This window comes from Faecalimicrobium sp. JNUCC 81, from assembly GCF_053667625.1.
Window position 1 is genome coordinate 3,585,085 of sequence record NZ_CM132203.1, and the last position, 26,262, is coordinate 3,611,346.

General features: G+C 35.7%; 11 protein-coding genes and 6 rRNA genes. 2 read left to right on the forward strand and 15 right to left on the reverse strand.

Going from position 1 to position 26,262, the window contains the following annotated elements; translation table 11 throughout:
* Window positions 1–36: 36 nt before the first annotated feature.
* From uvrA to JNUCC81_RS17625, 13 genes are all read right to left on the reverse strand, one after another.
* On the reverse strand, window positions 37–2,862 hold the full coding sequence (gene uvrA / locus JNUCC81_RS17565) for an excinuclease ABC subunit UvrA (protein WP_454094646.1): 2,826 nt from the start codon (window positions 2,860–2,862) through the stop codon (window positions 37–39).
* On the reverse strand, window positions 2,863–4,833 hold the full coding sequence (gene uvrB, locus JNUCC81_RS17570; RefSeq protein ID WP_454094647.1) for an excinuclease ABC subunit UvrB: 1,971 nt from the start codon (window positions 4,831–4,833) through the stop codon (window positions 2,863–2,865).
* Window positions 4,834–5,236: 403 nt separating this feature from the next.
* Window positions 5,237–6,751, reverse strand: coding sequence for a thiol-activated cytolysin family protein (locus JNUCC81_RS17575; protein WP_454094648.1), 1,515 nt, complete (start codon window positions 6,749–6,751; stop codon window positions 5,237–5,239).
* Between the two features lie 144 nt (window positions 6,752–6,895).
* A 5S ribosomal RNA gene (rrf, locus tag JNUCC81_RS17580) occupies window positions 6,896–7,012 on the reverse strand.
* Between the two features lie 125 nt (window positions 7,013–7,137).
* A 23S ribosomal RNA gene (locus tag JNUCC81_RS17585) occupies window positions 7,138–10,039 on the reverse strand.
* A 223-nt stretch (window positions 10,040–10,262) separates the two neighbouring features.
* Window positions 10,263–11,765, reverse strand: a 16S ribosomal RNA gene (locus JNUCC81_RS17590).
* Together the 16S, 23S and 5S rRNA genes form the textbook arrangement of a ribosomal RNA operon.
* Window positions 11,766–12,248: 483 nt before the next feature.
* On the reverse strand, window positions 12,249–13,160 hold the full coding sequence (locus JNUCC81_RS17595; RefSeq protein ID WP_454094649.1) for a sensor histidine kinase: 912 nt from the start codon (window positions 13,158–13,160) through the stop codon (window positions 12,249–12,251).
* 169 nt (window positions 13,161–13,329) lie between these two features.
* Window positions 13,330–13,926 carry a hypothetical protein gene (locus tag JNUCC81_RS17600; RefSeq protein ID WP_454094650.1) on the reverse strand — a complete coding sequence of 199 codons (597 nt, stop codon included), beginning with the start codon at window positions 13,924–13,926 and terminating at the stop codon, window positions 13,330–13,332.
* Entirely contained in the window at window positions 13,919–14,857 is a 939-nt protein-coding gene (locus JNUCC81_RS17605) for an ABC transporter ATP-binding protein (RefSeq protein ID WP_454094651.1), read from the reverse strand. The genes JNUCC81_RS17600 and JNUCC81_RS17605 overlap by 8 nt, the downstream gene beginning before the upstream one ends.
* A 107-nt stretch (window positions 14,858–14,964) precedes the next feature.
* Entirely contained in the window at window positions 14,965–15,660 is a 696-nt protein-coding gene (locus tag JNUCC81_RS17610; protein ID WP_454094652.1) for a response regulator transcription factor, read from the reverse strand.
* A gap of 200 nt (window positions 15,661–15,860) precedes the next feature.
* Window positions 15,861–15,977: ribosomal RNA gene (gene rrf, locus JNUCC81_RS17615) — 5S ribosomal RNA — on the reverse strand.
* A gap of 123 nt (window positions 15,978–16,100) precedes the next feature.
* Window positions 16,101–19,000, reverse strand: a 23S ribosomal RNA gene (locus tag JNUCC81_RS17620).
* Between the two features lie 299 nt (window positions 19,001–19,299).
* Window positions 19,300–20,802, reverse strand: a 16S ribosomal RNA gene (locus JNUCC81_RS17625).
* Between the two features lie 415 nt (window positions 20,803–21,217).
* Between JNUCC81_RS17625 and JNUCC81_RS17630 the strand changes: the two genes are divergently transcribed.
* Window positions 21,218–21,415 carry a hypothetical protein gene (locus JNUCC81_RS17630; RefSeq protein ID WP_454094653.1) on the forward strand — a complete coding sequence of 66 codons (198 nt, stop codon included), beginning with the start codon at window positions 21,218–21,220 and terminating at the stop codon, window positions 21,413–21,415.
* A gap of 353 nt (window positions 21,416–21,768) precedes the next feature.
* Here JNUCC81_RS17630 and JNUCC81_RS17635 read toward each other — a convergent pair whose 3' ends face one another.
* Complete coding sequence (locus tag JNUCC81_RS17635) at window positions 21,769–22,920, reverse strand: S41 family peptidase (protein WP_454094654.1); 1,152 nt, start codon at window positions 22,918–22,920, stop codon at window positions 21,769–21,771.
* Between the two features lie 171 nt (window positions 22,921–23,091).
* On the opposite strand from JNUCC81_RS17635, the gene JNUCC81_RS17640 reads away from it, so the two are divergent.
* A complete protein-coding gene (locus JNUCC81_RS17640) occupies window positions 23,092–23,664 on the forward strand; it encodes a 5-formyltetrahydrofolate cyclo-ligase (RefSeq protein ID WP_454094655.1) in 573 nt (190 codons plus the stop codon).
* Between the two features lie 93 nt (window positions 23,665–23,757).
* Here JNUCC81_RS17640 and JNUCC81_RS17645 read toward each other — a convergent pair whose 3' ends face one another.
* Window positions 23,758–26,148 carry a Lon protease family protein gene (locus JNUCC81_RS17645; protein WP_454094656.1) on the reverse strand — a complete coding sequence of 797 codons (2,391 nt, stop codon included), beginning with the start codon at window positions 26,146–26,148 and terminating at the stop codon, window positions 23,758–23,760.
* Window positions 26,149–26,262: the final 114 nt, after the last annotated feature.

A 26,262-nucleotide genomic window follows, 5' to 3' on the forward strand; every position in this document is an offset into this window, starting at 1 on the left:
CAAAATAAGAGATAGTCTTTTTTATTCCTGTCTATTTTATTCAAAATATTTTTTTAAGAACATTCCTGTATATGAACCTTCTACTTGTGATACTTCTTTTGGAGTTCCAGTTGCTACTATTTCTCCTCCTCTGTATCCACCTTCTGGTCCTAAATCTATTATATAATCGCATGTTTTTATGACATCTAGATTATGCTCTATTACTATAATACTATTCCCTGTATCAGCTAATCTTTGTAATACATGAATTAACTTATCTACATCTGCCATATGTAAACCTGTTGTAGGTTCATCTAAGATGTATAAAGTTTTTCCTGTTGGCCTTTTACTTAACTCTGTAGCTAATTTAATTCTTTGTGCTTCTCCTCCTGATAGCTGAGTTGAAGGCTGTCCTAGTTTAATATATGAAAGTCCTACATCTATTAAAGTATCTAATTTTCTTTTTATATTAGGTATATTTTCAAAGAATTTAACTGCTTCTTCTACGTTCATATCTAGTATATCTGAAATAGTTTTGTCCTTATACTTAACTTGTAAAGTTTCTCTGTTGTACCTTTCTCCTTTACAAACCTCACAAGGAACATAAACATCTGGTAAAAAGTGCATTTCTATTTTTATTATACCATCACCCTTACAAGCTTCACATCTTCCACCTTTAACATTAAAACTAAATCTTCCTTTTTTATATCCTCTAGCTTTTGCCTCATTAGTTGCTGCAAATAAATCTCTTATCATATCAAATACTCCAGTATAAGTAGCTGGATTTGAACGAGGAGTCCTACCTATTGGACTTTGATCTATATTTATTATTTTATCTATATTTTCAATTCCTTTTATTTCCTTGTGTTTACCAGGCCTTTCTCTAAGTCTATTTATTTTCCCTGCTATACCTTTATATAATATATCATTTATTAATGTACTTTTTCCTGAACCTGACACACCTGTTATACAAGTAAATTTACCTAGAGGGAATTTTACACTTAAATTATTTAAGTTATTTTCGCTAGCTTTAACTATCTCTATAAATTGTCCATTACCTTCTCTAGTTTGTTCTGGTATTAAAATTTGTTTTTTACCACTTAAATATTGACCTGTTATTGAGTCTTCATCTTCTAATATTTCTTCTAAAGTTCCTTGTGCAACTATCTCTCCACCATGAACTCCAGCCCCAGGACCAATATCTACTACATAATCAGCTTCTCTCATAGTATCTTCATCATGCTCTACAACTATAAGAGTATTTCCTATATCAGTTAAATGTCTTAAAGTTCCTATAAGTCTATCATTATCTCTTTGGTGTAGACCTATACTTGGCTCATCAAGAACATATAACACTCCAACAAGTGCTGATCCTATTTGAGTTGCAAGTCTTATACGCTGAGCTTCTCCACCAGATAACGTCCCTGCTTTTCTTGATAGATTCAAATAATCTAGCCCAACATCTCTTAAAAATGATGCTCTTCCTTTTATTTCTTTTAGTATTTCATGAGCTATAAATTTTTGTTTTTCAGTTAAATCTATATTTTCCATAAATGCTATAAGATCATTAACAGAGAAATCTGTTACATCCATTATATTCTTTCCATCTACTAATACAGATAGTACTTCTTTTTTAAGTCTTGCTCCCTTACATTTTGGACAAGGTGTTTCTGCCATATATTCTTCTATTTTTTCTCTAGAATATTCAGAATTTGTTTCTCTATATCTTCTTTCTAAATTTACTATTACTCCTTCAAATGGAGCTTTATATTCTCTTCTTCCTCCAAATTTAGATTCAAATATAAATTCGACCATAACATTATCTTTTCCATAAAGCAGTTCTTGAACGAAGTCTTCTGGTAAATCATTAAATGGAGTATTTATAGATACACCAAATTTATCAGCTAAACTTTGTACCATTTTGCTATAGTATGTATCATCATTTGCTCCAACTGAACCCCAGGCAGCTATTGCTCCTTGTTTAATAGATAAATCTTTATTTGGAACAACTAAATCAGGATCGACTTCTCTACTTTCTCCAAGACCATTACAAGTATCACATGCTCCAAATGGACTATTAAACGAGAACATTCTAGGAGATAACTCTTCAATTCCTACACCATGTTCTGAACAAGCAAATTTAGTTGAATAAAGTATTTCTTCTCCATCTATTATTTGAGCTATTACAAGTCCATCCGATAACTTTATAGCTGTTTCTATAGAGTCTGCAAGTCTAGCTTCTATACCATCTTTTATTACTATTCTGTCTACGACAACTTCTATACTGTGTTTTTTGTTTTTGCTTAACTCTATATCATCAGTAACTTCGTAGTTTTCTCCATTTACTCTAACCCTTACAAAGCCCTCTTTCTTTATATTGTCTAATACTTTTTTATGAGTTCCTTTTTGACCTCTTATTACAGGAGATAATATTTGAAGTTTTGTTCTTTCTGGGAAATCCATCATTTTATCTACTATTTCTTGGACTGTCATTTGGCTAATTTTTTCTCCGCAAACAGGACAATGCACTTCCCCTACTCTTGCGAATAATAGTCTTAAATAGTCATATATTTCTGTAACTGTACCTACTGTAGAACGAGGATTTTTAGAAGTAGTTTTTTGATCTATTGATATAGCTGGTGATAATCCTTCTATATATTCTACATTTGGCTTTTCCATTTGCCCTAAGAATTGTCTAGCATATGCAGATAAACTCTCCACATATCTTCTCTGACCTTCTGCATATATAGTATCAAAAGCTAAAGAAGATTTACCAGATCCCGATAATCCTGTAAAAACTATAAATTTATTTCTAGGAAGCTCTAAATTTACATTTTTTAGGTTATGCTCTTTAGCACCTTTTATTATGATTTTATCTTCCATTTACTCTTGTATCCTTTCCTCTAGCTGTTTTATTTTGTCTCTAAGTTCAGCTGCCCTTTCAAATTGTAGATTTTGCGCAGCTTCCATCATTTCAGCTTGTAAGCTAGCTATATTGTTCTTAATTTCTTCTATATCATCACTTTCTTTAATTCCATAGATTACTTCTTCATCTGCAACAACAGTTGCTTCTATAGCATTCCTTACTCCTTTTTTGATAGTAGTTGGCGTTATTCCATGTTCTTCATTATACAGAGTTTGTATTTCTCTTCTTCTTTTTGTTTCTTCTATTGCACTTTCCATGGATCTAGTTATCTTATCAGCATACATTATAACTTTACCTTCTGAGTTTCTGGCAGCTCTACCTACAGTTTGTATTAAAGATGTTTCTGAACGTAAAAATCCTTCTTTATCTGCATCTAGTATTGCTACAAGAGAAACTTCAGGTATGTCTAGACCTTCTCTAAGTAAGTTTATACCTACTAGTACATCAAATTTACCTAGTCTCAAGTCTCTTATTATCTCTACTCTCTCTAATGTATCTATATCTGAGTGTAAATATTTTACCTTTATACCTATTTCTTTTAAGTAATTAGTTAAATCTTCACTCATTTTTTTAGTTAGAGTCGTTATTAATACTCTTTCTTTCTTTTTAATTATTTGATTTATTTCACCTACTAAATTATCTATTTGATTATTTATAGGTCTAACTTCAATTATAGGATCTAATAATCCTGTTGGTCTTATTATTTGCTCTGCTATTGTAGTTGAATGTTCAATTTCATAAGGACCAGGCGTTGCTGTTACAAATAGAATTTGATTAATATTTTCTTCAAACTCACTAAAGTTTAATGGTCTATTATCATATGCTGAAGGTAATCTAAATCCATTATCTATAAGTGAGCCTTTTCTTGATTTATCCCCTGCATACATTCCCCTAACTTGAGGTATAGTTACATGAGACTCATCAACTATTATTAAATAATCATCTGGGAAAAAGTCCATTAATGTATATGGCTTTTCTCCAGGCTCTCTACCTGTTATATGTCTTGAATAGTTTTCTATTCCTTGGCAGAATCCTATTTCTTTTAGCATTTCTATATCATATCTAGTTCTTTGATCTATTCTTTGAGCCTCTAGTAATTTATCATTTTCTTTAAAATAATTTATTCTATCTTCTAACTCTTTTTCTATTTGGGTAACTGCATTTTCTACTCTTTCTGGAGTTGTTACATAGTGAGATGCAGGGAATATTACAACGTGATTTCTAACTCCTGCTATTTTACCTGTAACATAATCTATTTCCGTTATTCTATCTATTTCATCTCCAAAAAATTCAATTCTTATTGCTCTTTCATCGTTACTAGCTGGGAATATTTCTAATATATCTCCTCTAACTCTAAATGTACCTCTTGTAAAATTTATATCATTTCTTTCATATTGTATCTCAATTAATTGTTTAATAATATCATCTCTATCTTTTTCCATTCCTGGCCTTAAAGATACCATAAGTTTTTTATAATCTTCCGGATCCCCTAAACCGTATATACATGATACTGAGGATATTATTATTACATCTTCTCTTTCTAAAATTGATGCTGTTGCTGAATGCCTTAATTTATCTATTTCATCATTTATACTTGCATCTTTCTCAATATATGTATCACTATGTGCAACGTAAGCTTCTGGTTGATAGTAATCATAATAACTTACAAAATATTCAACTGCATTATTTGGGAAAAATTCTTTAAACTCACCATATAGCTGTGCTGCTAATGTCTTATTGTGAGCTAGTATTAATGTAGGTTTTTTAACTTCTTGTATAATATTAGCCATTGTAAAAGTTTTTCCCGATCCAGTAACCCCTAATACTGTTGAAAACTTCTCATCATTATTTATAGCCGTGACAATTGATTTTATGGCTTGGGGTTGGTCTCCCGTTGGTTTAAAATCTGATTTTAAGTCAAAATCCAAAACTCTCACTCCTTTTCGAACATTCGTTCCTTATAAATATCATTATACCATATCTCTTATGTATTTAAATGTTTTTAATCATATAATTCTTAAATAATTTTTATATTCATTTTTCTTATATTTAATAAAATATTTTTACATATTTTACCCAATATATTATAATTTGAACCCCATTTATTTTATATGAAGTATAAAAAATAAGACCTCTATGGGGGATAGAGGTCTTATAAAATGGGGGAGATTGAGTAATTCATTTGTTTCTATTAAGTTTTACATTATAATTATTTCCACATATACAAAAAATATACATCAGATTCAAAATTTATTAAATTTAAATCCAATGTATATTTTCATAAATAATATTATATTAAGTTTTACAAAGCCATATTAATATTTATTAATCTTATTGATAAGTCACTTCTGTTCTTGGGTATAATGTTGTTCCCCAAATTGAAACATTTATATTGTTCGCTAATGGCATATTCACTTCATCAACCACTGTTCTCCACCATTCCCAAGCAAGTCCTGTACACTCTCTAGCTAAAACTTTTATATTTTTTACATTAGGTTTAAGAGGTATAACTGTAGAGAAATGAGCTGTTCTATCTTTGTAATTTCCATCCCATGTTCTATGAGTTAATATTTCTTTTCCGTCTTTATCATATGTAATTTCATCCCATGATACACAGAACTGAGCAACATATGCTCCACTATGGTCAAGATTTATTCTTCCTTTAGAGTATTCTGTAGAAGTAGTTTCTATATAGTCAGTCTTATTATGAACAGCAGCTACTGAATTATCTTTTAAGAATATACTTGTATATGAAATTGGATATGCTGGGTTCTTTAAACTAAACTCTGCATTTTCCTTAAGCACATTTCTTATTTCATCAAAGTCTTTTGTTATAATCTTGTTGTGCTCTTTAGCATCTCCACCTAATACTACAGCTGTAAATGAACTATTTTCAAATATATCTTTGTACTCTTGTTTAGATTCTACATTATTATTCTTTATTAAGGCTTTGAATGCAGATTGTACATCTTTACTCTTTGATGTTGTCTCTAATTTTACATATATAGTTCTACCATATGCTACATTAGATACCATAAGAGGTGGTGTATCATTACTAACACCTTTTCTTGTTAATTCTTTGAAAGTTACACTTTGATCAAAAAGATCTGCAGGATTATTTGGTAATTGTGCACTTACAGTGTAAAATATTTGCTTATATGCAGCAATCATAACTTTCTTTTCTCCATTTGCAATAGCATTAAAATCTATTCCTAATGAATTATCTATAAGCTTTGCATTAACATTTAATGCACCTGCTATTTGAGATTTGCTATATACCATAGATTCTAAATATTGTGTTCTCGCTGGTAAAGTATGTGTTGATGAATTTTTTTCACTCCAATTAGATACTAATTCATCTACAGCTCCAGATACATTACCATATGTAGGATTATCTACTTTTATTGTATTTTCTTTCTTCATACCAGGTAAATCTATACTTATATTCATAGGTTCTCTTTTACACATTAATAAGCTTGGTCTATTCTCTACAAAAGAGTTATCTGCAAGTTGTAATGCTCCTGGGTATGTACGGTCTGTCACTGAGTCTATTATAGAGATATCTACTGGTGATGTTGTAAGAGATTTTTTCTTTCTTTCAATCACTGTAAATTTCCCATTAGATTCTACTCCTTCTCTTGGAACTACATTTTCTATGCTATCACCTTTTGTAGCTAGAACCTGGTTTCTATTATACTTTAAGTTAGCTATACCCTCATTAATTTCATCTTTATTTAGATCACTAGGTGTTTGGGCAAAGCTTAAAGACATTTGCGTACCCATAGTCAACATAACTGTAAGGCATAATAATTTTTTTATCCTTTGAATTTGTTTTGTATTTCTCATAAAAATACCCCCTCTCTATTATAATCTTACGGACAGATTATAATAAGGTTGATAAGATTTGAGTCCATTTATTAAGGATTTAAGTCCACTTATTAAGTTAATATCAATATATTATCAATATATTTTTACACATAAAAAAAGATTACGTGGCTACGTCTTACTCTCCCAGGCGGTTGCCCACCAAGTACCATCAGCGCTAAAGAGCTTAACTTCTGTGTTCGGAATGGGAACAGGTGTATCCTCTTTGCTATTGTAACCACATAATCTTTTATTTTAGAGTTAATACTCTGAAAACTGCAAACATTTATCATATTAGTCATTTTAATTTTAGCAACCGGAATCTTCGATTCGGTTGGCGATATAAAAATCTTTAGATTTTTATTTTTTTGGTCAAGTCCTCGACCTATTAGTATCGATAAGCTAAATACATTACTGCACTTACACCTTCGACCTATCAACCAGGTAGTCTTCCTGGGGTCTTACCCTTACGGTGGGAAATCTTATCTTGAAGTTGGCTTCGCGCTTAGATGCTTTCAGCGCTTATCCATTCCGTACATAGCTACCCAGCCATGCCCTTGGCAGAACAACTGGTACACCAGAGGTACGTCCATCCCGGTCCTCTCGTACTAAGGACAGGTCTCCTCAAATTTCCTACGCCTGCGACGGATAGGGACCGAACTGTCTCACGACGTTCTGAACCCAGCTCGCGTACCACTTTAATGGGCGAACAGCCCAACCCTTGGGACCTACTACAGCCCCAGGATGTGATGAGCCGACATCGAGGTGCCAAACCTCCCCGTCGATGTGGACTCTTGGGGGAGATAAGCCTGTTATCCCCAGGGTAGCTTTTATCCGTTGAGCGATGGCCCTTCCATGCGGAACCACCGGATCACTAAGTCCGACTTTCGTCCTTGCTCGACCTGTATGTCTTGCAATCAAGCTCTCTTTTGCCTTTACACTCTTCGTACGATTTCCGACCGTACTGAGAGAACCTTTGAGCGCCTCCGTTACTCTTTGGGAGGCGACCGCCCCAGTCAAACTGCCCACCTGACGGTGTCCCAAGACCTGATTCAAGGCCTCTGGTTAGGATCCCAGTACTACAAGGGTGGTATCCCAAGGATGACTCCACACAAACTGGCGTTCATGCTTCAAAGTCTTCCACCTATCCTGTACATGTAGTACCAAGACCCAACGTCAAGCTACAGTAAAGCTCCATGGGGTCTTTCCGTCCTGTCGCAGGTACCCGGCATCTTCACCGGGATTACAATTTCACCGAGTCTATTGTTGAGACAGTGCCCAAATCGTTACGCCTTTCGTGCGGGTCGGAACTTACCCGACAAGGAATTTCGCTACCTTAGGACCGTTATAGTTACGGCCGCCGTTTACTGGGGCTTAAGTTCACTGCTTCGATTGCTCTAACAGATCCCCTTAACCTTCCAGCACCGGGCAGGCGTCAGCTCCTATACATCGTCTTGCGACTTAGCAGAAACCTGTGTTTTTGGTAAACAGTCGCTTGGGCCTATTCTCTGCGGCCATCCAAAGGATGGCACCCCTTCTCCCTAAGTTACGGGGTCATTTTGCCGAGTTCCTTAACAATAGTTCTCTCGCTGGCCTTAGGATACTCTCCTCACCCACCTGTGTCGGTTTGAGGTACGGGCGCCTTTAAACTCGATAGAGACTTTTCTTGACAGTGTGAAATCAGCTACTTCGCTACTAAATTTCGCTCCCCATCGTACCCCAGCATTATCAAGACGGATTTGCCTATCTTGACTGCCTCAGTACTTAGCCACACATAACCAACAGTGTGGTTAGCTTATCCTACTGTGTCATCCCATTTCTCAAGCGTTTATTGGCGGTACAGGAATATCAACCTGTTGTCCATCACCTACGCCTTTCGGCCTCGGCTTAGGTCCCGACTAACCCAGGGCGGACGAACCTTCCCCTGGAAACCTTGGGTTTACGGCCCGTGGGATTCTCACCCACGTCTCGCTACTCATGCCAACATTCTCACTCGTATACTGTCCACGCGTCCTTACGGTCACGCTTCAGCCTGCATACGAAGCTCCCCTACCCATCATAATGATGCCGTAGCTTCGGTAGTACGTTTTAGCCCCGGAAATTTTCGGCGCAGGATCACTCGACCAGTGAGCTATTACGCACTCTTTAAATGAGTGGCTGCTTCTAAGCCAACATCCTGGTTGTCTGTGCAATCCCACATCCTTTACCACTTAACGTACATTTAGGGACCTTAGCTGACGATCTGGGCTGTTGCCCTTTCGACTATGAATCTTATCACCCACAGTCTGACTCCCAAGTATAAGAATACGGCATTCGGAGTTTGATAGTCTTCGGTAAGTGCAATACCCCCTAGGACATTCAGTGCTCTACCTCCGCTTCTCTCAACCTTGAGGCTAGCCCTAAAGCTATTTCGGGGAGAACCAGCTATCTCCGGGCTCGATTGGAATTTCACCGCTATCCACAAGTCATCCCCGAGCTTTTCAACGCTCGTGGGTTCGGTCCTCCACGAAATTTTACTTTCGCTTCAACCTGCTCATGGATAGGTCGCCCGGTTTCGGGTCTACGTCAAGTAACTTAAGCGCCCATTTAAGACTCGCTTTCGCTACGGCTCCGCACCTTAAGTGCTTAACCTTGCTACTTAACGTAACTCGTTGGCCCGTTCTACAAAAAGTACGCGGTCACACAAATAATGTGCTCCCACAGCTTGTAAGTGCAGGGTTTCAGGTTCTATTTCACTCCCCTCCCGGGGTTCTTTTCACCTTTCCCTCACGGTACTATGCGCTATCGGTCACTAGGTAGTATTTAGGCTTGGAGGATGGTCCCTCCTGCTTCCCACAGGGTTTCACGTGTCCCGTGGTACTCTGGATCATATCTGAAGTCTTCTCGTTTTGACTACGTGGCTGTTACACTTTATAGCGGAGCTTTCCAACTCTCTTCGTCTACAATAGCCTCTTCGTTTATGATATGTCCGCAACCCCAACGAAGAAAACTTCATTGGTTTGGCCTGTTCCGCGTTCGCTCGCCGCTACTTACGGAATCGAATTTCTTTCTTTTCCTCCGGGTACTTAGATGTTTCAGTTCCCCGGGTTCCCCTCGCTAAGCTATGTATTCACTTAACGATACTTAGACATTACTCTAAGCGAGTTTCCTCATTCGGAAATCTTCGGATCAAAGTTTACGTGCAACTCCCCGAAGCTTATCGCAGCTTATCGCGTCCTTCATCGGCTCCTAGTGCCAAGGCATCCGCCCTGCACCCTTAATAACTTGACCAGTTATTAAAGTGTTTCGTCAACGAACAAACTTCGTATTCACTCAGTTTATTACGTTACTCAAAGTTGATATTTTAATGACTTATCGTGTCGTTGATATTTTTAGAAGTTATCTTCTTCATATATATAAAATGATGTCATATCACTAAATGTTATGCAGTTTTCAAAGTACTAATTTTGAAGGAATGAACCCTCAAAATTAAACAGTAGGCAATTCTCCTTAGAAAGGAGGTGATCCAGCCGCACCTTCCGATACGGCTACCTTGTTACGACTTCACCCCAGTTATTGATTTCACCTTCGACGGCCGCTTCCAAAAGGTTAGCAAACCGGCTTCGGGCGCCCCCAACTTCCGTGGTGTGACGGGCGGTGTGTACAAGACCCGGGAACGCATTCACCGCAGCATTCTGATCTGCGATTACTAGTAACTCCAGCTTCATGTAGGCGAGTTTCAGCCTACAATCCGAACTGAGAATGGCTTTAAGGGATTAGCTCCGCCTCACGACTTGGCTGCCCTCTGTACCACCCATTGTAGCACGTGTGTAGCCCTAAGCATAAGGGGCATGATGATTTGACGTCATCCCCACCTTCCTCCAGGTTATCCCTGGCAGTCCCTCTAGAGTGCCCAACTTAATGCTGGCAACTAAAGGCAAGGGTTGCGCTCGTTGCGGGACTTAACCCAACATCTCACGACACGAGCTGACGACAACCATGCACCACCTGTCACTTCTGTCCCCGAAGGGAAATCTCCGATTAGGGAGAGGTCAAAAGGATGTCAAGCTTAGGTAAGGTTCTTCGCGTTGCTTCGAATTAAACCACATGCTCCGCTACTTGTGCGGGTCCCCGTCAATTCCTTTGAGTTTCACTCTTGCGAGCGTACTTCCCAGGCGGAGTACTTAATGCGTTAGCTGCGCCACCGAAGGGGGTAACCTCCGACAGCTAGTACTCATCGTTTACGGCGTGGACTACCAGGGTATCTAATCCTGTTTGCTCCCCACGCTTTCGTGCCTCAGTGTCAGTTACAGTCCAGAGAGCCGCCTTCGCAACTGGTATTCCTCCTAATATCTACGCATTTCACCGCTACACTAGGAATTCTACTCTCCTCTCCTGCACTCAAGTTTCTCAGTTTCAAAGGCTTACTACGGTTGAGCCGTAGCCTTTCACCTCTGACTTAAGAAACCACCTACGCACCCTTTACGCCCAGTAATTCCGGATAACGCTAGCCCCCTACGTATTACCGCGGCTGCTGGCACGTAGTTAGCCGGGGCTTCCTCCTCAAGTACCGTCATTATCTTCCTTGAGGACAGAGCTTTACGACCCGAAGGCCTTCATCGCTCACGCGGCGTTGCTGCATCAGGCTTTCGCCCATTGTGCAATATTCCCCACTGCTGCCTCCCGTAGGAGTTTGGACCGTGTCTCAGTTCCAATGTGGCCGATCACCCTCTCAGGTCGGCTACTGATCGTCGCCTTGGTAAGCCGTTACCTTACCAACTAGCTAATCAGACGCGGGTCCATCCTGTACCGCCGGAGCTTTGATATTTCGACCATGCGATCAAAACATGTTATCCCGTATTAGCATACCTTTCGGTATGTTATCCGTGTGTACAGGGCAGGTTACCCACGCGTTACTCACCCGTCCGCCGCTCTTTCCCGAAGGAAATCGCTCGACTTGCATGTGTTAGGCACGCCGCCAGCGTTCATCCTGAGCCAGGATCAAACTCTTAAATATAAGTTTTGACTTGGGCTCAGATACTGTTATATATCTGGCTTTGTTTGGTTGTTTCAAATTCTATAAATTAACCTACTGTTTAATTTTCAAAGTTCATTTTAAGCAACCATGTTGGCGCTTATTTTTTTCAACTTCCTTAGTTTACCAAAGTTATTTAACCTTGTCAACTTTTTTCTGTTGTCTTTTTTACTTATTTGCCCTTGTCTTAAGGACAAGTATAACTATACCACCTTAAAATCATATCGTCAATACCTTTTTGAAACTTTTTTATTCAATTGTATAATTAAATTCATATTTTCATTTTAAATCCAGCATTTTCAAGACTTTCCAACTTTAATAGTATTTTTTAATTTTATTAAATATTTAAGTTTAAATATAGTTTTACATATATTTATAGTATTTAATTTTTTACATAAATAAAAAGACTATTAATACAAATTAAATTATTAATTTTATATATAGTCTTTTTTAAATATAAAATTTTTATAAAACTTTATTACTCCATATACATTGTATATGTAATAAATCGTTCTTAATCTCATATTTTATATCTCCATTCATTTTATCCATTAAACCTCTAACAATAAACAATCCTAAACCTGTATTTCTATCCTTTGAATTTCTAGACTGATCATTTGTATAGAATCTATCAAACATTAATTCTGCATCTTTTAATGTAAGGTTTTTAGATTCATTTATTATCGTAACTATTGTATTTAATCCTTCTTCACTTAAACCTATATATACATAGCCATTGGAGTGTTTAGCTATATTAATCATTAGATTTTCTAAAACTCTTTTAGTAGCTGATATATCTCCAATTACCATAACATCTTTATTTGGAATATCTATCTTAGGATTTATATCTCTACTAACGAAATATTCATAAAATCCTGCTAATTCATCACATAATATATTATTCAGATTTATATATTCTAAGTTAAGTTCATAGTCGCTTGATTCTAACAATGATAAATCAAAGAAATCATTTAGCAAATTTTGTAAGTATCTAGCTCTCTTTTCTGTTATCTCTATGTACTCTCTTTTCTTATTTTCATCTAAAGTCTTATTTTTTATCATTTGAATATATCCTAAAATTGAAGTAAGTGGCGTTCTTAAATCATGAGAAATATTAGCTATTGTCCTCTTTAGTTCTTCTTGTGATTTCATATTATTTACCTGTAATTCATTAGAAATAGAAATACACTCGTTAATATTCTCTGCTAAATTCTCTATATCTTTATCAAATAATTTTATATCTATTTTTTTACTAGATTTTAAACTATTATAACTATTTAGCTGTTTTGTAATATTTTTTATTTCTTTTTTAATAAAAAATATTCGGGCAAGCAAAATTGTAGTAGCAACAAAAAATATAGCTACTAAATAAGTCATATTACTCACCCTCCCCCCTTTATCTTATTTAATATCTTGTTTATTAAATATAATACATCCTAAAATAGTACTAATTAGAATTATTAATATTGAATTAACTGCAAAAGTAAGTAGTAATCCATTATTAAATGGCATAGAACATAAATCCATAAGCATTAGCATTGGTATTTTATAATTTATTTAAACCTAAAACCGTTGTTTTCTTTCTTGCCAACGTATGTATCATAGTATAAATACTAGCCATAGCACATAATATAACCAACCATACTATAATTACCTTTAAAATCATAGTAAATTCACTACCTGTAATACTTTTATTTACACCGTATATTACACTCCAAATTCCACATGAAACTACTATTGTCATAATAGAAAGTAATATAATTGCTACAAGAATACATAATAAATTTGATATATAAATTTTATATCTATTATGCCCATAAGAGACAGTATTTTTAATTACACCAAATTCATATCTTTCCATTACTAATTCTCCAACTATAAATAATAACATAATGCATATTATACCTGTGAATCCTAACGCTATTGCAAATATATCCATAGGACTTTCCCCAATTAATGTATTATTAAGTATAAATCCATACATTCTATTATCTACCTGTGTAGTTATAATTCCAATTTCGGCACCAGGTTCTGAAAAAAGACCAGTTATTAAAATTATAAATATAACCATAGAAAAAATACATTTTCTAAAAGTTTTATTTTTCTTTAATCTATATAAATCACTTTTTATTAAATTAGTCATTATTTTCTCCCCCTACTAAGTTCATAAAATAGTCTTCTAAATCATCACCTTTAGATGTCAATTGTCTTATTACTATGTCTTCCTTAGCAAAAGAAGTTGAAACATACCCTGGATCATTTATGAAATCATATAGCCTTATTGTTTCTTCTGGGAATACTTTATAATTTTTACTTTTAAAAATATTTTCTATAACCCATACAGCTTTATTAATATTATCTACTTTTATCTCTAAAGATTTTTTGCACTTTTCATCCAGTTCTGATTGCCTAATTTCTTCAACAAGTTTTCCTTTATTAATAATTCCATAGCATGTTGCTAATTGATATAATTCACTTAGTATATGGCTTGATATCAATATCGTAATACCCTTCTCTTTATTTAGCTTTTTTAAAAGTTCTCTCATTTCAATTATACCTATTGGATCTAACCCATTAGTAGGCTCATCTAATATAAGAAATTCTGGATCACCAATAGTAGCCATAGCTACACCCAACCTTTGCTTCATTCCTAAAGAGAAGTCTTTTACTTTCTTTTTATTTGTATCTCCTAGGCCTACTAAATCTAACTTTTCTTTTATACATGATTTTCCTGGAATACCTTTTTGAAATCTTATTAGTTCCATATTTTCATAAGCTGTCATATTTGGGTAAAATGACGGAGTTTCTATAAGTGCTCCTATTCTTCTTCTGCCATCAACTATCCCTTGCTCTGTACTATCATCGAAAATCTCTATACTTCCACTAGTTATTGTCGCTAGACCAGATACTAATCTTATTAAAGTAGTTTTTCCAGCTCCATTTTTTCCTATAAATCCATAAATATCTCCCTTTTTAATATTCATAGATACTTCTTTAACCACATATTCACCCTTGTATAATTTACTTAATTTGTTTGTTCGCAAGGCATAGTCTGATATTTTATTTATTTTCATAAATTCACCCCTTATAAATATTTTAATATACTCTTATTATAGAAATTAAGTTGTAATTAACTATAAATAAAACCTTAAGAAAGTCTTAAGTTTAAATATTTATAAGATTATTTTTCTAATTTATAACCAATACCCCAAATTGTTTGTATGTAATTATACTTTGTTTCAAATTTAGATAACTTATTCCTTAGGTTGCTAACATGAACAGTAATAGTATTATCATCACATACATATTCATTTTTCCATACACTTTCAAATAAATTTGACTTTGAAAATACTTTTTTAGGATTATTTATTAAAAGATTCAATATATCAAATTCCCTTGCTGTTAATATTACATTATTTTCATTTACAAATACTTCTCTTGTATCTTTATTAAGAGATATTTCTTTATAATTTACTATATCTTTACCGTTATCATATTCAGAAAATTCTATGTACCTTCTTAAATTAGATTCAATTCTAGCTAATACTTCTTCTATATCAAATGGCTTACTTATAAAATCATCTGCACCTAACTTAAGCATATCTATTTTAATACTTCTTTCTTCTTTAGCTGATATGATAATAACTGGCACTGTCATTCTTTTTCTGATATCACCTAAAAGCTCTTCCCCCGATTTACCTGGCAACATTAAGTCTAGTAAAACCATATGCCACGGTTCTTGTTCTAAATATATCAGCCCTTCTGTTCCAGAATAGGCTTGTTTTACTGTATAACCTTCATTTAATAACATTTCAGATAGCAATCTATTTATATCATTATCATCTTCAATTATTAATAATTTTATTTTTTTATTCATATATTCCTCCAATATTAACCCTAATAACTTTTATTTTATCAAACATTTTAATATAAAACTATTTAGAATTATTAATGAATAAAATACTTTGATTTTTTAATTTTTAAATTATGGCTTTTTAATCAATAAAAAAGAAGACTATACCTAATGGCATGTCTCCTTATATAAAAATTAATATATTTAACAAAATTAAAAAGATTACGTGGCTACGTCTTACTCTCCCAGGCAGTTGCCCACCAAGTACCATCAGCGCTAAAGAGCTTAACTTCTGTGTTCGGAATGGGAACAGGTGTATCCTCTTTGCTATTGTAACCACATAATCTTAATTTTAGAGTTAATACTCTGAAAACTGCAAACATTTAACATACTAATCATTTTAATTTTAGCAACCGGAATCTTCGATTCGGTTGGCTATATAAAAATCTTTAGATTTTTATTTTTTGGTCAAGTCCTCGACCTATTAGTATCGATAAGCTAAATACATTACTGCACTTACACCTTCGACCTATCAACCAGGTAGTCTTCCTGGGGTCTTACCCTTACGGTGGGAAATCTTATCTTGAAGTTGGCTTCGCGCTTAGATGCTTTCAGCGCTTATCCATTCCGTACATAGCTACCCAGCCATGCCCTTGGCAGAACAACTGGTACACCAGAGGTACGTCCATCCCGGTCCTCTCGTACTAAGGACAGGTCTCCTCAAATTTCCTACGCCTGCGACGGATAGGGACCGAACTGTCTCACGACGTTCTGAACCCAGCTCGCGTACCACTTTAATGGGCGAACAGCCCAACCCTTGGGACCTACTACAGCCCCAGGATGTGATGAGCCGACATCGAGGTGCCAAACCTCCCCGTCGATGTGGACTCTTGGGGGAGATAAGCCTGTTATCCCCAGGGTAGCTTTTATCCGTTGAGCGATGGCCCTTCCATGCGGAACCACCGGATCACTAAGTCCGACTTTCGTCCTTGCTCGACCTGTATGTCTTGCAATCAAGCTCTCTTTTGCCTTTACACTCTTCGTACGATTTCCGACCGTACTGAGAGAACCTTTGAGCGCCTCCGTTACTCTTTGGGAGGCGACCGCCCCAGTCAAACTGCCCACCTGACGGTGTCCCAAGACCTGATTCAAGGCCTCTGGTTAGGATCCCAGTACTACAAGGGTGGTATCCCAAGGATGACTCCACACAAACTGGCGTTCATGCTTCAAAGTCTCCCACCTATCCTGTACATGTAGTACCAAGACCCAACGTCAAGCTACAGTAAAGCTCCATGGGGTCTTTCCGTCCTGTCGCAGGTACCCGGCATCTTCACCGGGATTACAATTTCACCGAGTCTATTGTTGAGACAGTGCCCAAATCGTTACGCCTTTCGTGCGGGTCGGAACTTACCCGACAAGGAATTTCGCTACCTTAGGACCGTTATAGTTACGGCCGCCGTTTACTGGGGCTTAAGTTCACTGCTTCGATTGCTCTAACAGATCCCCTTAACCTTCCAGCACCGGGCAGGCGTCAGCTCCTATACATCGTCTTGCGACTTAGCAGAAACCTGTGTTTTTGGTAAACAGTCGCTTGGGCCTATTCTCTGCGGCCATCCAAAGGATGGCACCCCTTCTCCCTAAGTTACGGGGTCATTTTGCCGAGTTCCTTAACAATAGTTCTCTCGCTGGCCTTAGGATACTCTCCTCACCCACCTGTGTCGGTTTGAGGTACGGGCGCCTTTAAACTCGATAGAGACTTTTCTTGACAGTGTGAAATCAGCTACTTCGCTACTAAATTTCGCTCCCCATCGTACCCCAGCATTATCAAGACGGATTTGCCTATCTTGACTGCCTCAGTACTTAGCCACACATAACCAACAGTGTGGTTAGCTTATCCTACTGTGTCATCCCATTTCTCAAGCGTTTATTGGCGGTACAGGAATATCAACCTGTTGTCCATCACCTACGCCTTTCGGCCTCGGCTTAGGTCCCGACTAACCCAGGGCGGACGAACCTTCCCCTGGAAACCTTGGGTTTACGGCCCGTGGGATTCTCACCCACGTCTCGCTACTCATGCCAACATTCTCACTCGTATACTGTCCACGCGTCCTTACGGTCACGCTTCAGCCTGCATACGAAGCTCCCCTACCCATCATAATGATGCCGTAGCTTCGGTAGTACGTTTTAGCCCCGGAAATTTTCGGCGCAGGATCACTCGACCAGTGAGCTATTACGCACTCTTTAAATGAGTGGCTGCTTCTAAGCCAACATCCTGGTTGTCTGTGCAATCCCACATCCTTTACCACTTAACGTACATTTAGGGACCTTAGCTGACGATCTGGGCTGTTGCCCTTTCGACTATGAATCTTATCACCCACAGTCTGACTCCCAAGTATAAGAATACGGCATTCGGAGTTTGATAGTCTTCGGTAAGTGCAATACCCCCTAGGACATTCAGTGCTCTACCTCCGCTTCTCTCAACCTTGAGGCTAGCCCTAAAGCTATTTCGGGGAGAACCAGCTATCTCCGGGCTCGATTGGAATTTCACCGCTATCCACAAGTCATCCCCGAGCTTTTCAACGCTCGTGGGTTCGGTCCTCCACGAAATTTTACTTTCGCTTCAACCTGCTCATGGATAGGTCGCCCGGTTTCGGGTCTACGTCAAGTAACTTAAGCGCCCATTTAAGACTCGCTTTCGCTACGGCTCCGCACCTTAAGTGCTTAACCTTGCTACTTAACGTAACTCGTTGGCCCGTTCTACAAAAAGTACGCGGTCACACAAATAATGTGCTCCCACAGCTTGTAAGTGCAGGGTTTCAGGTTCTATTTCACTCCCCTCCCGGGGTTCTTTTCACCTTTCCCTCACGGTACTATGCGCTATCGGTCACTAGGTAGTATTTAGGCTTGGAGGATGGTCCCTCCTGCTTCCCACAGGGTTTCACGTGTCCCGTGGTACTCTGGATCATGCTAGTAGCTTTCTCGTTTCAATTACAGGGCTATTACCTTCTATGGCGGAGCTTTCCAACTCTCTTCACTTACGATATTGCATCCATATTGCATGTCCGCAACCCCAACAAAGAAAACTTCATTGGTTTGGCCTGTTCCGCGTTCGCTCGCCGCTACTTACGGAATCGAATTTCTTTCTTTTCCTCCGGGTACTTAGATGTTTCAGTTCCCCGGGTTCCCCTCGCTAAGCTATGTATTCACTTAACGATACTTAGACATTACTCTAAGTGAGTTTCCTCATTCGGAAATCTTCGGATCAAAGTTTACGTGCAACTCCCCGAAGCTTATCGCAGCTTATCGCGTCCTTCATCGGCTCCTAGTGCCAAGGCATCCGCCCTGCACCCTTAATAACTTGACCAGTTATTAAAGTGTTTCGTCAACGAACAAACTTCACATACGTTCAGTTTATTCCGTTACTCAAAGTTTGATATTTTAATGACTTATCGTGTCGTTGATATTTTTAGAAGTTATCTTCTTCATATATATAAAATGATGTCATATCACTAAATGTTATGCAGTTTTCAAAGTACTAAAATGCTTCGCATGTCGCCAACGATATTACTTCATATTCATTCAGTAACATCCGTTGCTCAAATTAAAAGCAATAATTTTGAAGGAATGAACCCTCAAAATTAAACAGTAGGCAATTCTCCTTAGAAAGGAGGTGATCCAGCCGCACCTTCCGATACGGCTACCTTGTTACGACTTCACCCCAGTTATTGATTTCACCTTCGACGGCCGCTTCCAAAAGGTTAGCAAACCGGCTTCGGGCGCCCCCAACTTCCGTGGTGTGACGGGCGGTGTGTACAAGACCCGGGAACGCATTCACCGCAGCATTCTGATCTGCGATTACTAGTAACTCCAGCTTCATGTAGGCGAGTTTCAGCCTACAATCCGAACTGAGAATGGCTTTAAGGGATTAGCTCCGCCTCACGACTTGGCTGCCCTCTGTACCACCCATTGTAGCACGTGTGTAGCCCTAAGCATAAGGGGCATGATGATTTGACGTCATCCCCACCTTCCTCCAGGTTATCCCTGGCAGTCCCTCTAGAGTGCCCAACTTAATGCTGGCAACTAAAGGCAAGGGTTGCGCTCGTTGCGGGACTTAACCCAACATCTCACGACACGAGCTGACGACAACCATGCACCACCTGTCACTTCTGTCCCCGAAGGGAAATCTCCGATTAGGGAGAGGTCAAAAGGATGTCAAGCTTAGGTAAGGTTCTTCGCGTTGCTTCGAATTAAACCACATGCTCCGCTACTTGTGCGGGTCCCCGTCAATTCCTTTGAGTTTCACTCTTGCGAGCGTACTTCCCAGGCGGAGTACTTAATGCGTTAGCTGCGCCACCGAAGGGGGTAACCTCCGACAGCTAGTACTCATCGTTTACGGCGTGGACTACCAGGGTATCTAATCCTGTTTGCTCCCCACGCTTTCGTGCCTCAGTGTCAGTTACAGTCCAGAGAGCCGCCTTCGCAACTGGTATTCCTCCTAATATCTACGCATTTCACCGCTACACTAGGAATTCTACTCTCCTCTCCTGCACTCAAGTTTCTCAGTTTCAAAGGCTTACTACGGTTGAGCCGTAGCCTTTCACCTCTGACTTAAGAAACCACCTACGCACCCTTTACGCCCAGTAATTCCGGATAACGCTAGCCCCCTACGTATTACCGCGGCTGCTGGCACGTAGTTAGCCGGGGCTTCCTCCTCAAGTACCGTCATTATCTTCCTTGAGGACAGAGCTTTACGACCCGAAGGCCTTCATCGCTCACGCGGCGTTGCTGCATCAGGCTTTCGCCCATTGTGCAATATTCCCCACTGCTGCCTCCCGTAGGAGTTTGGACCGTGTCTCAGTTCCAATGTGGCCGATCACCCTCTCAGGTCGGCTACTGATCGTCGCCTTGGTAAGCCGTTACCTTACCAACTAGCTAATCAGACGCGGGTCCATCCTGTACCGCCGGAGCTTTGATAAGAAAGCCATGCGACTCTCTCATGTTATCCCGTATTAGCATACCTTTCGGTATGTTATCCGTGTGTACAGGGCAGGTTACCCACGCGTTACTCACCCGTCCGCCGCTCTTTCCCAAAGGAAATCGCTCGACTTGCATGTGTTAGGCACGCCGCCAGCGTTCATCCTGAGCCAGGATCAAACTCTTAAATATAAGTTTTGACTTGGGCTCAGATACTGTTATATATCTGGCTTTGTTTGGTTGTTTCAAATTCTATAAATTAACCTACTGTTTAATTTTCAAAGTTCATTTTAAGCAACCATGTTGGCGCTTATTTTTTCAACTTCCTTAGTTTACCAAAGTCATTTAACTTTGTCAACTTTTTTCTGTTGTTTTTTTACTTGTTTGCCCTTTTCTTAAGGACAAGTATAACTATACCATCTTAAATTTATATCGTCAACACTTTTTTAAAAACTTTTTTAAATTTTATTTATTTTTTTATTTATTCATATTTTTCTATAAACTATCTATATAGTTAAATTGTTGATATTTATAGTAATTTGAATACTATATATATTTTGTGTAAAACTATATATAAATTAATGTAATATTATAAGGAGATGATTTTGTGACTAGTTTTAATGATTTAAAAAGTTTATATGAGGATGGATATAGATGTATTTATCATGATTGTATAAATAGTAACCATACGATATACCTTAAAAACTTTGATAATGAAAACTCACAAGCTCTTGAACTTGAAGTTAATGACGAAAACGAATTTTCTCAATTTCAAGATTATATGAATGATTTAAAGATGTCATAACCTTATAAACACATTTTTACAATAAAATAAGGAGTATTAATACTCCTTATTTTATTGTAACTATTCTCTTTATTAAGTTTAAAAGTTCATCTCTATCTGTTTGTAATTGTTTTTTCTTCTCTTTATACTCTTGAAGACTAACAACTTTTCCTCTATTTTTATTCATAAAATCACATCCTAATTAACATTATTAACTATACTTATTAATTCTATACTTTAAACCTATAACCTTCTATTTATTATAAAAATTTTCATAAAAATTTTCATTTTTTAAAATAATATAGATTAAAATGCGTTTATAAGTTATAACATTAAATTAAATTTTATAAATTATTTTACTTTTTTATTTTTCGCTACTTCATTTTATCTTTAATCCATTTAGTAGCAACCTCTAATTGTTTTGTTTCATTTTTTTCTTCAATTGTTGGTTTTATACCTTTTCCATTTATATAGTTTCCATTTGGAGTAAAGTACTGTGCAGTTGTTAACTTATATCCAGTTCCATCTTTCAATTCTCTTACACTTTGTACTAGTCCTTTTCCAAATGTAGTTGTTCCTACAGATACCCCAGCTTTATTATCTAAAATGGAACCTGTAAGTATTTCTGATGCTGATGCACTTCCTTTATTAGTTAATATAGCTATAGGTAAATCTACTTTTCCTTTACCTGATTTTAAATATTCTGTATTTCCTTTATTATCTTTAGTATATACAATAGTTCCCTCACCTATTAATTCATCTGCGATTTTTTGACATATATCTAATAGTCCACCACCATTATCTCTAACATCTAAAACTAAACCTTTTATTCCTTTTTCTTGCAATTTATTAAGTGCAGTTTTAAAGTCTTTGTATGTATTTTCACTAAATGATACTATTTTTATATATCCAATGCTATCCTCTAACATTTCACTTTCTATACTTTTTGAAACTATTTCTTCTCTTTTAACTTTAACATTAAATTCTTTTCCATCTCTGTTTAATGTTAATTCAACTTCAGTACCTGCTTTTCCTTTCATCATTCCTACTGCCTCATCAGAGTTTTTAGCAAAAACAGGATTTCCATCTACTTTTATTATTTTATCTCCAGATTGTACTCCACTTTTTTCAGCTGGAGAGCCTTCTATCGGAGCTATTACTGTTATGTAATCATCTTCAGATGTAGGACTTATATATATACCTATACCTACATAAGATCCACTTGTTTGTTCTTTTAATCTTTCAAACTCTTCCTTTGTATAATATTGAGAATATGGATCATCAAGACCAGAGAATAATCCTTTTATTGCTCCATCTACTAATTTTTTATCAGTTGGCTTTTGATAAAAGTCTTCCTTTATCATACCTTCTAATCCAATCATCTTGTTATACTTTTTATAGCCTTCGTACATGCCTTTAGATATTACAACTTTATCACCTAGTGCAATTTGAAAAGTTGATGTAAATAAAGCTGTAACTACTACGAGAACTATACCGTATATAATAGCTTTTTTCTTTGATATCATGTTCGTTGCATCTCCTTTATCCTAATCTATTATATATTATATGACTAGCTATTCTTTTTATTACTATTTAGCATTTGTATTGATTTAAGTTATTTACTTATACTAAAATTCATATTAGATGGATGTGTGAATTCATATCCACATTATACCATAGTAAAAGGGGTAGATTTTATGAAAAAAGAATTTAGAAATAAAGTTATAACTATTAGAAAAAATCAAAATCATGATTTTATATCTAGCCACTCATCAATAATAGTTGAAAAATTATTATCAATGGATTGCATAAAAAGTGCCAAAAATATTATGCTTTATCTAGATTTCAATAATGAAGTTCAGACAGATGAATTAGTTAATAAGCTTTTATCTCTAAAAAAGATAGTTTCATCTCCAATAACTATACTTAATGAAAGAAAACTTATACCGTTTCAAATTAAAGATTTGAGAAATGATATTCAAATTGGAACTTATGGTATAAGAGAGCCTAAGAAAGAATCTTCCTGTGAGGTAAATATCTCTGACATTGATATAGTAATAGTTCCTGCTGTTGCTTATGATGAAAAATGCTATAGACTTGGATATGGTGGTGGATTTTATGACAGATTCTTAGAAAACTTAAAAGATGATGCCATAACCATAGGAATAGCTTTTGATATTCAAATTTTTGACGAAATTCCAAAAGAACCTCATGACGCTCAATTAGATTACATAGTTACAGAAACAAGAGTATTAATACCTTCATTATAATTATAAAAAATATAAGCAAAAACATTTAATAAAGTAAATTTAATTAAATGCTTTTGCTTTATTAATCTTTACATTGAGTACTTGCTTGCTATATTACTTTTTATCCTTTTTATCGCTATCTTCTTTATCACTTTCTCTATATTTTTCTAATATATCGTTAACCTTTTTATCAATTTCTTCTATCTCTTTTCCTGTAAGTATTTGTAAACCTTCTTCAATATTTGATATTGCATATATATTAAACTTGCCTTCTTTAACAGCTTCTACTACTTCATCTTTAAGAACTAGGTTTTTAACATTTTGTATAGGCATCATAACTCCTTGATTTCCTGTAAATCCTTTTATTTTACATACATCAAAGAATCCTTCTATTTTCTCATTTATTCCACCTATTGGCTGTATCTCTCCTTTTTGACTTACAGAACCTGTAACTGCTATATGCTGTTTAATTGGAATATCAGCTATACTAGAAATTATCGCATATAATTCTGTACTTGATGCACTATCCCCATCTACTCCACTGTAATTTTGTTCAAACGTAATAGATGTAGTTATTGATAATGGTTTTTCTTTTCCATATCTAGACCCTAAGTATCCACTTAAAATTAATACACCTTTATCATGTATACTTCCACTTTGCTTTATTTCTCTTTCTATATTTACAACACCACTTCTACCCTTATATGTAGAAGCCGTTATTTTAGATGGCTTCCCAAAAGAGTATTCTCCTGTACCCATTACAGCAAGTCCATTTATTTGACCTACTTTTTCTCCCTCTATATCAATTAATAAAGTTTGATCTTCAAACATTTCATTTAATTTTTCTTCATATTTATTACTTCTATATATCTTTTGATTTATAGCATTTTGAACATCATCTCTAGTTACATATTCATTACTTTCATTACTTATAGTTGATGATTCATATATTATATCTACTATTTTATTAAATCTAGCTGTAAGCTTATCTTTATTGTCACTTACTCTAGTACTATATTCTATTATTCTTTCTACTGCAGATTTATCAAAATGCTTTAAACCATCTTCATTGCATTTATTAGCTATTAATTGAACTGTTTTATATATGTTTTCTTCATTTTTATCAATTTCTATATCAAAATCTGCCATTATCTTAAATAGATTTCTAAAATCTTCTTCATATGCATAAAGAAGACTATAATAATAACTATCTCCTACAAGTATAACTTTTACATCTAAGTCTATAGGTTCAGGTTTTAATGTAGATGTAACTACATATCCATATTGCTTATTCAAAGATTCTATTGCTATTTTCTCAGTCTTTAAGCTTCTTTTTAAAGAGTCCCAAGAAAATGGATTAGATAATAAGTCTTTTGCATTTATAATTAAATATCCTCCATTTGCTTTATGAAGAGCTCCTGGTTTTATTTCCATAAAGCTAGTTGTTAGTGCTCCTATTTCATTTTTATACTCAATACAACCTATCATATTGTAGTATGTAGGGTTATTTTCAACTATTATTTTACATTCATTACATTCGCTATTATCTATAAATAAATTAACCTTATATTTACTAAATAACTTTTCTTCATTTTTAGGAGATATCATACCTAATAGAGCCATTGGATTTTGTTGATTTTCATCATTATCCACTTTAAATTTAGAAATATTATTAACTATATCATCACATAAGTCTGTAATATATTTTTTAATTTTTTCATCCTCTCCATATTTACCTATTAAATACTGTCCGTAGAAATTCACTAAGCTCTTTCCAACATTTTTATCTAGCTCGAAATTTTTATTTTTATAGTCTTCTTCACATGCTTTAATCTTATCTATATATTCTTTGCTATCTTGATTAAGCTTTATTCCTTCTTCTCTTAATCTTTTTATCTCTACGGTTGTAAGGTTTCCTAATTCATCTTCTTGCATTAGTGTTCCATCTTCTTTTATTGGAATACTCATTAGGCCTCTGTCTGTAACTTGAAATTTAAATCCTCTTGGCTTTGAAAATTCATTTAAATCTTCTATTATCTTTTGTATATTATTTTCTAACTCACTCATTAATAACCTATTATGATATTCATACTCTTTAGAGTTAAATATTTTAGGTATCTCTGATTTAAGTTTATCTATAATATCTTCTATATCTTTTTTAAATAACTTACCTTCTCCTGCTCTAAATGATAGAGATGTAGGCTCATTTGAGTTTTTAAAGTTATAAACATATACCCAATCTTTTAATTCTTTTTGTTTTGCATGCTTTTTTATAAGTTTATTAGTATAGCTAGTTCTTCCAAGTCCGCTAGAACCTGCTACATATATGTTATATCCATTTTGCTTCATTTTAAGTCCAAATTCTATGGCACTGACAGCTCTATCTTGTCCAATTATTTCTCTTATTGATGATATCTCCTTAGTTGTATTAAAATCCATTTTGTCTAATACATTTTTGCATTTTAAATTTTCTATATCCACTTTATATTTATCTATATTTAACATTAATTCACCTCTATGTAGTATTTTAATTTTTATTTTTCCCTACTTTATGGTAAATAATTAGTTATTATTAAATTTTCTTTAAATAATAAAACCTAATAACCAAAATGATTATTA

Excerpts from the sequence above, each read along its gene's own strand:
- uvrA (WP_454094646.1), bottom strand. The coding sequence starts at position 2,862 with ATGGAAGATAAAATCATAATAAAAGGTGCTAAAGAGCATAACCTAAAA.
- JNUCC81_RS17575 (WP_454094648.1), bottom strand. The coding sequence starts at position 6,751 with ATGAGAAATACAAAACAAATTCAAAGGATAAAAAAATTATTATGCCTT.
- JNUCC81_RS17595 (WP_454094649.1), bottom strand. The coding sequence starts at position 13,160 with ATGACTTATTTAGTAGCTATATTTTTTGTTGCTACTACAATTTTGCTT.
- JNUCC81_RS17600 (WP_454094650.1), bottom strand. The coding sequence starts at position 13,926 with ATGACTAATTTAATAAAAAGTGATTTATATAGATTAAAGAAAAATAAA.
- JNUCC81_RS17605 (WP_454094651.1), bottom strand. The coding sequence starts at position 14,857 with ATGAAAATAAATAAAATATCAGACTATGCCTTGCGAACAAACAAATTA.
- JNUCC81_RS17610 (WP_454094652.1), bottom strand. The coding sequence starts at position 15,660 with ATGAATAAAAAAATAAAATTATTAATAATTGAAGATGATAATGATATA.
- JNUCC81_RS17635 (WP_454094654.1), bottom strand. The coding sequence starts at position 22,920 with ATGATATCAAAGAAAAAAGCTATTATATACGGTATAGTTCTCGTAGTA.
- JNUCC81_RS17640 (WP_454094655.1), top strand. The coding sequence starts at position 23,092 with ATGAAAAAAGAATTTAGAAATAAAGTTATAACTATTAGAAAAAATCAA.
- JNUCC81_RS17645 (WP_454094656.1), bottom strand. The coding sequence starts at position 26,148 with ATGTTAAATATAGATAAATATAAAGTGGATATAGAAAATTTAAAATGC.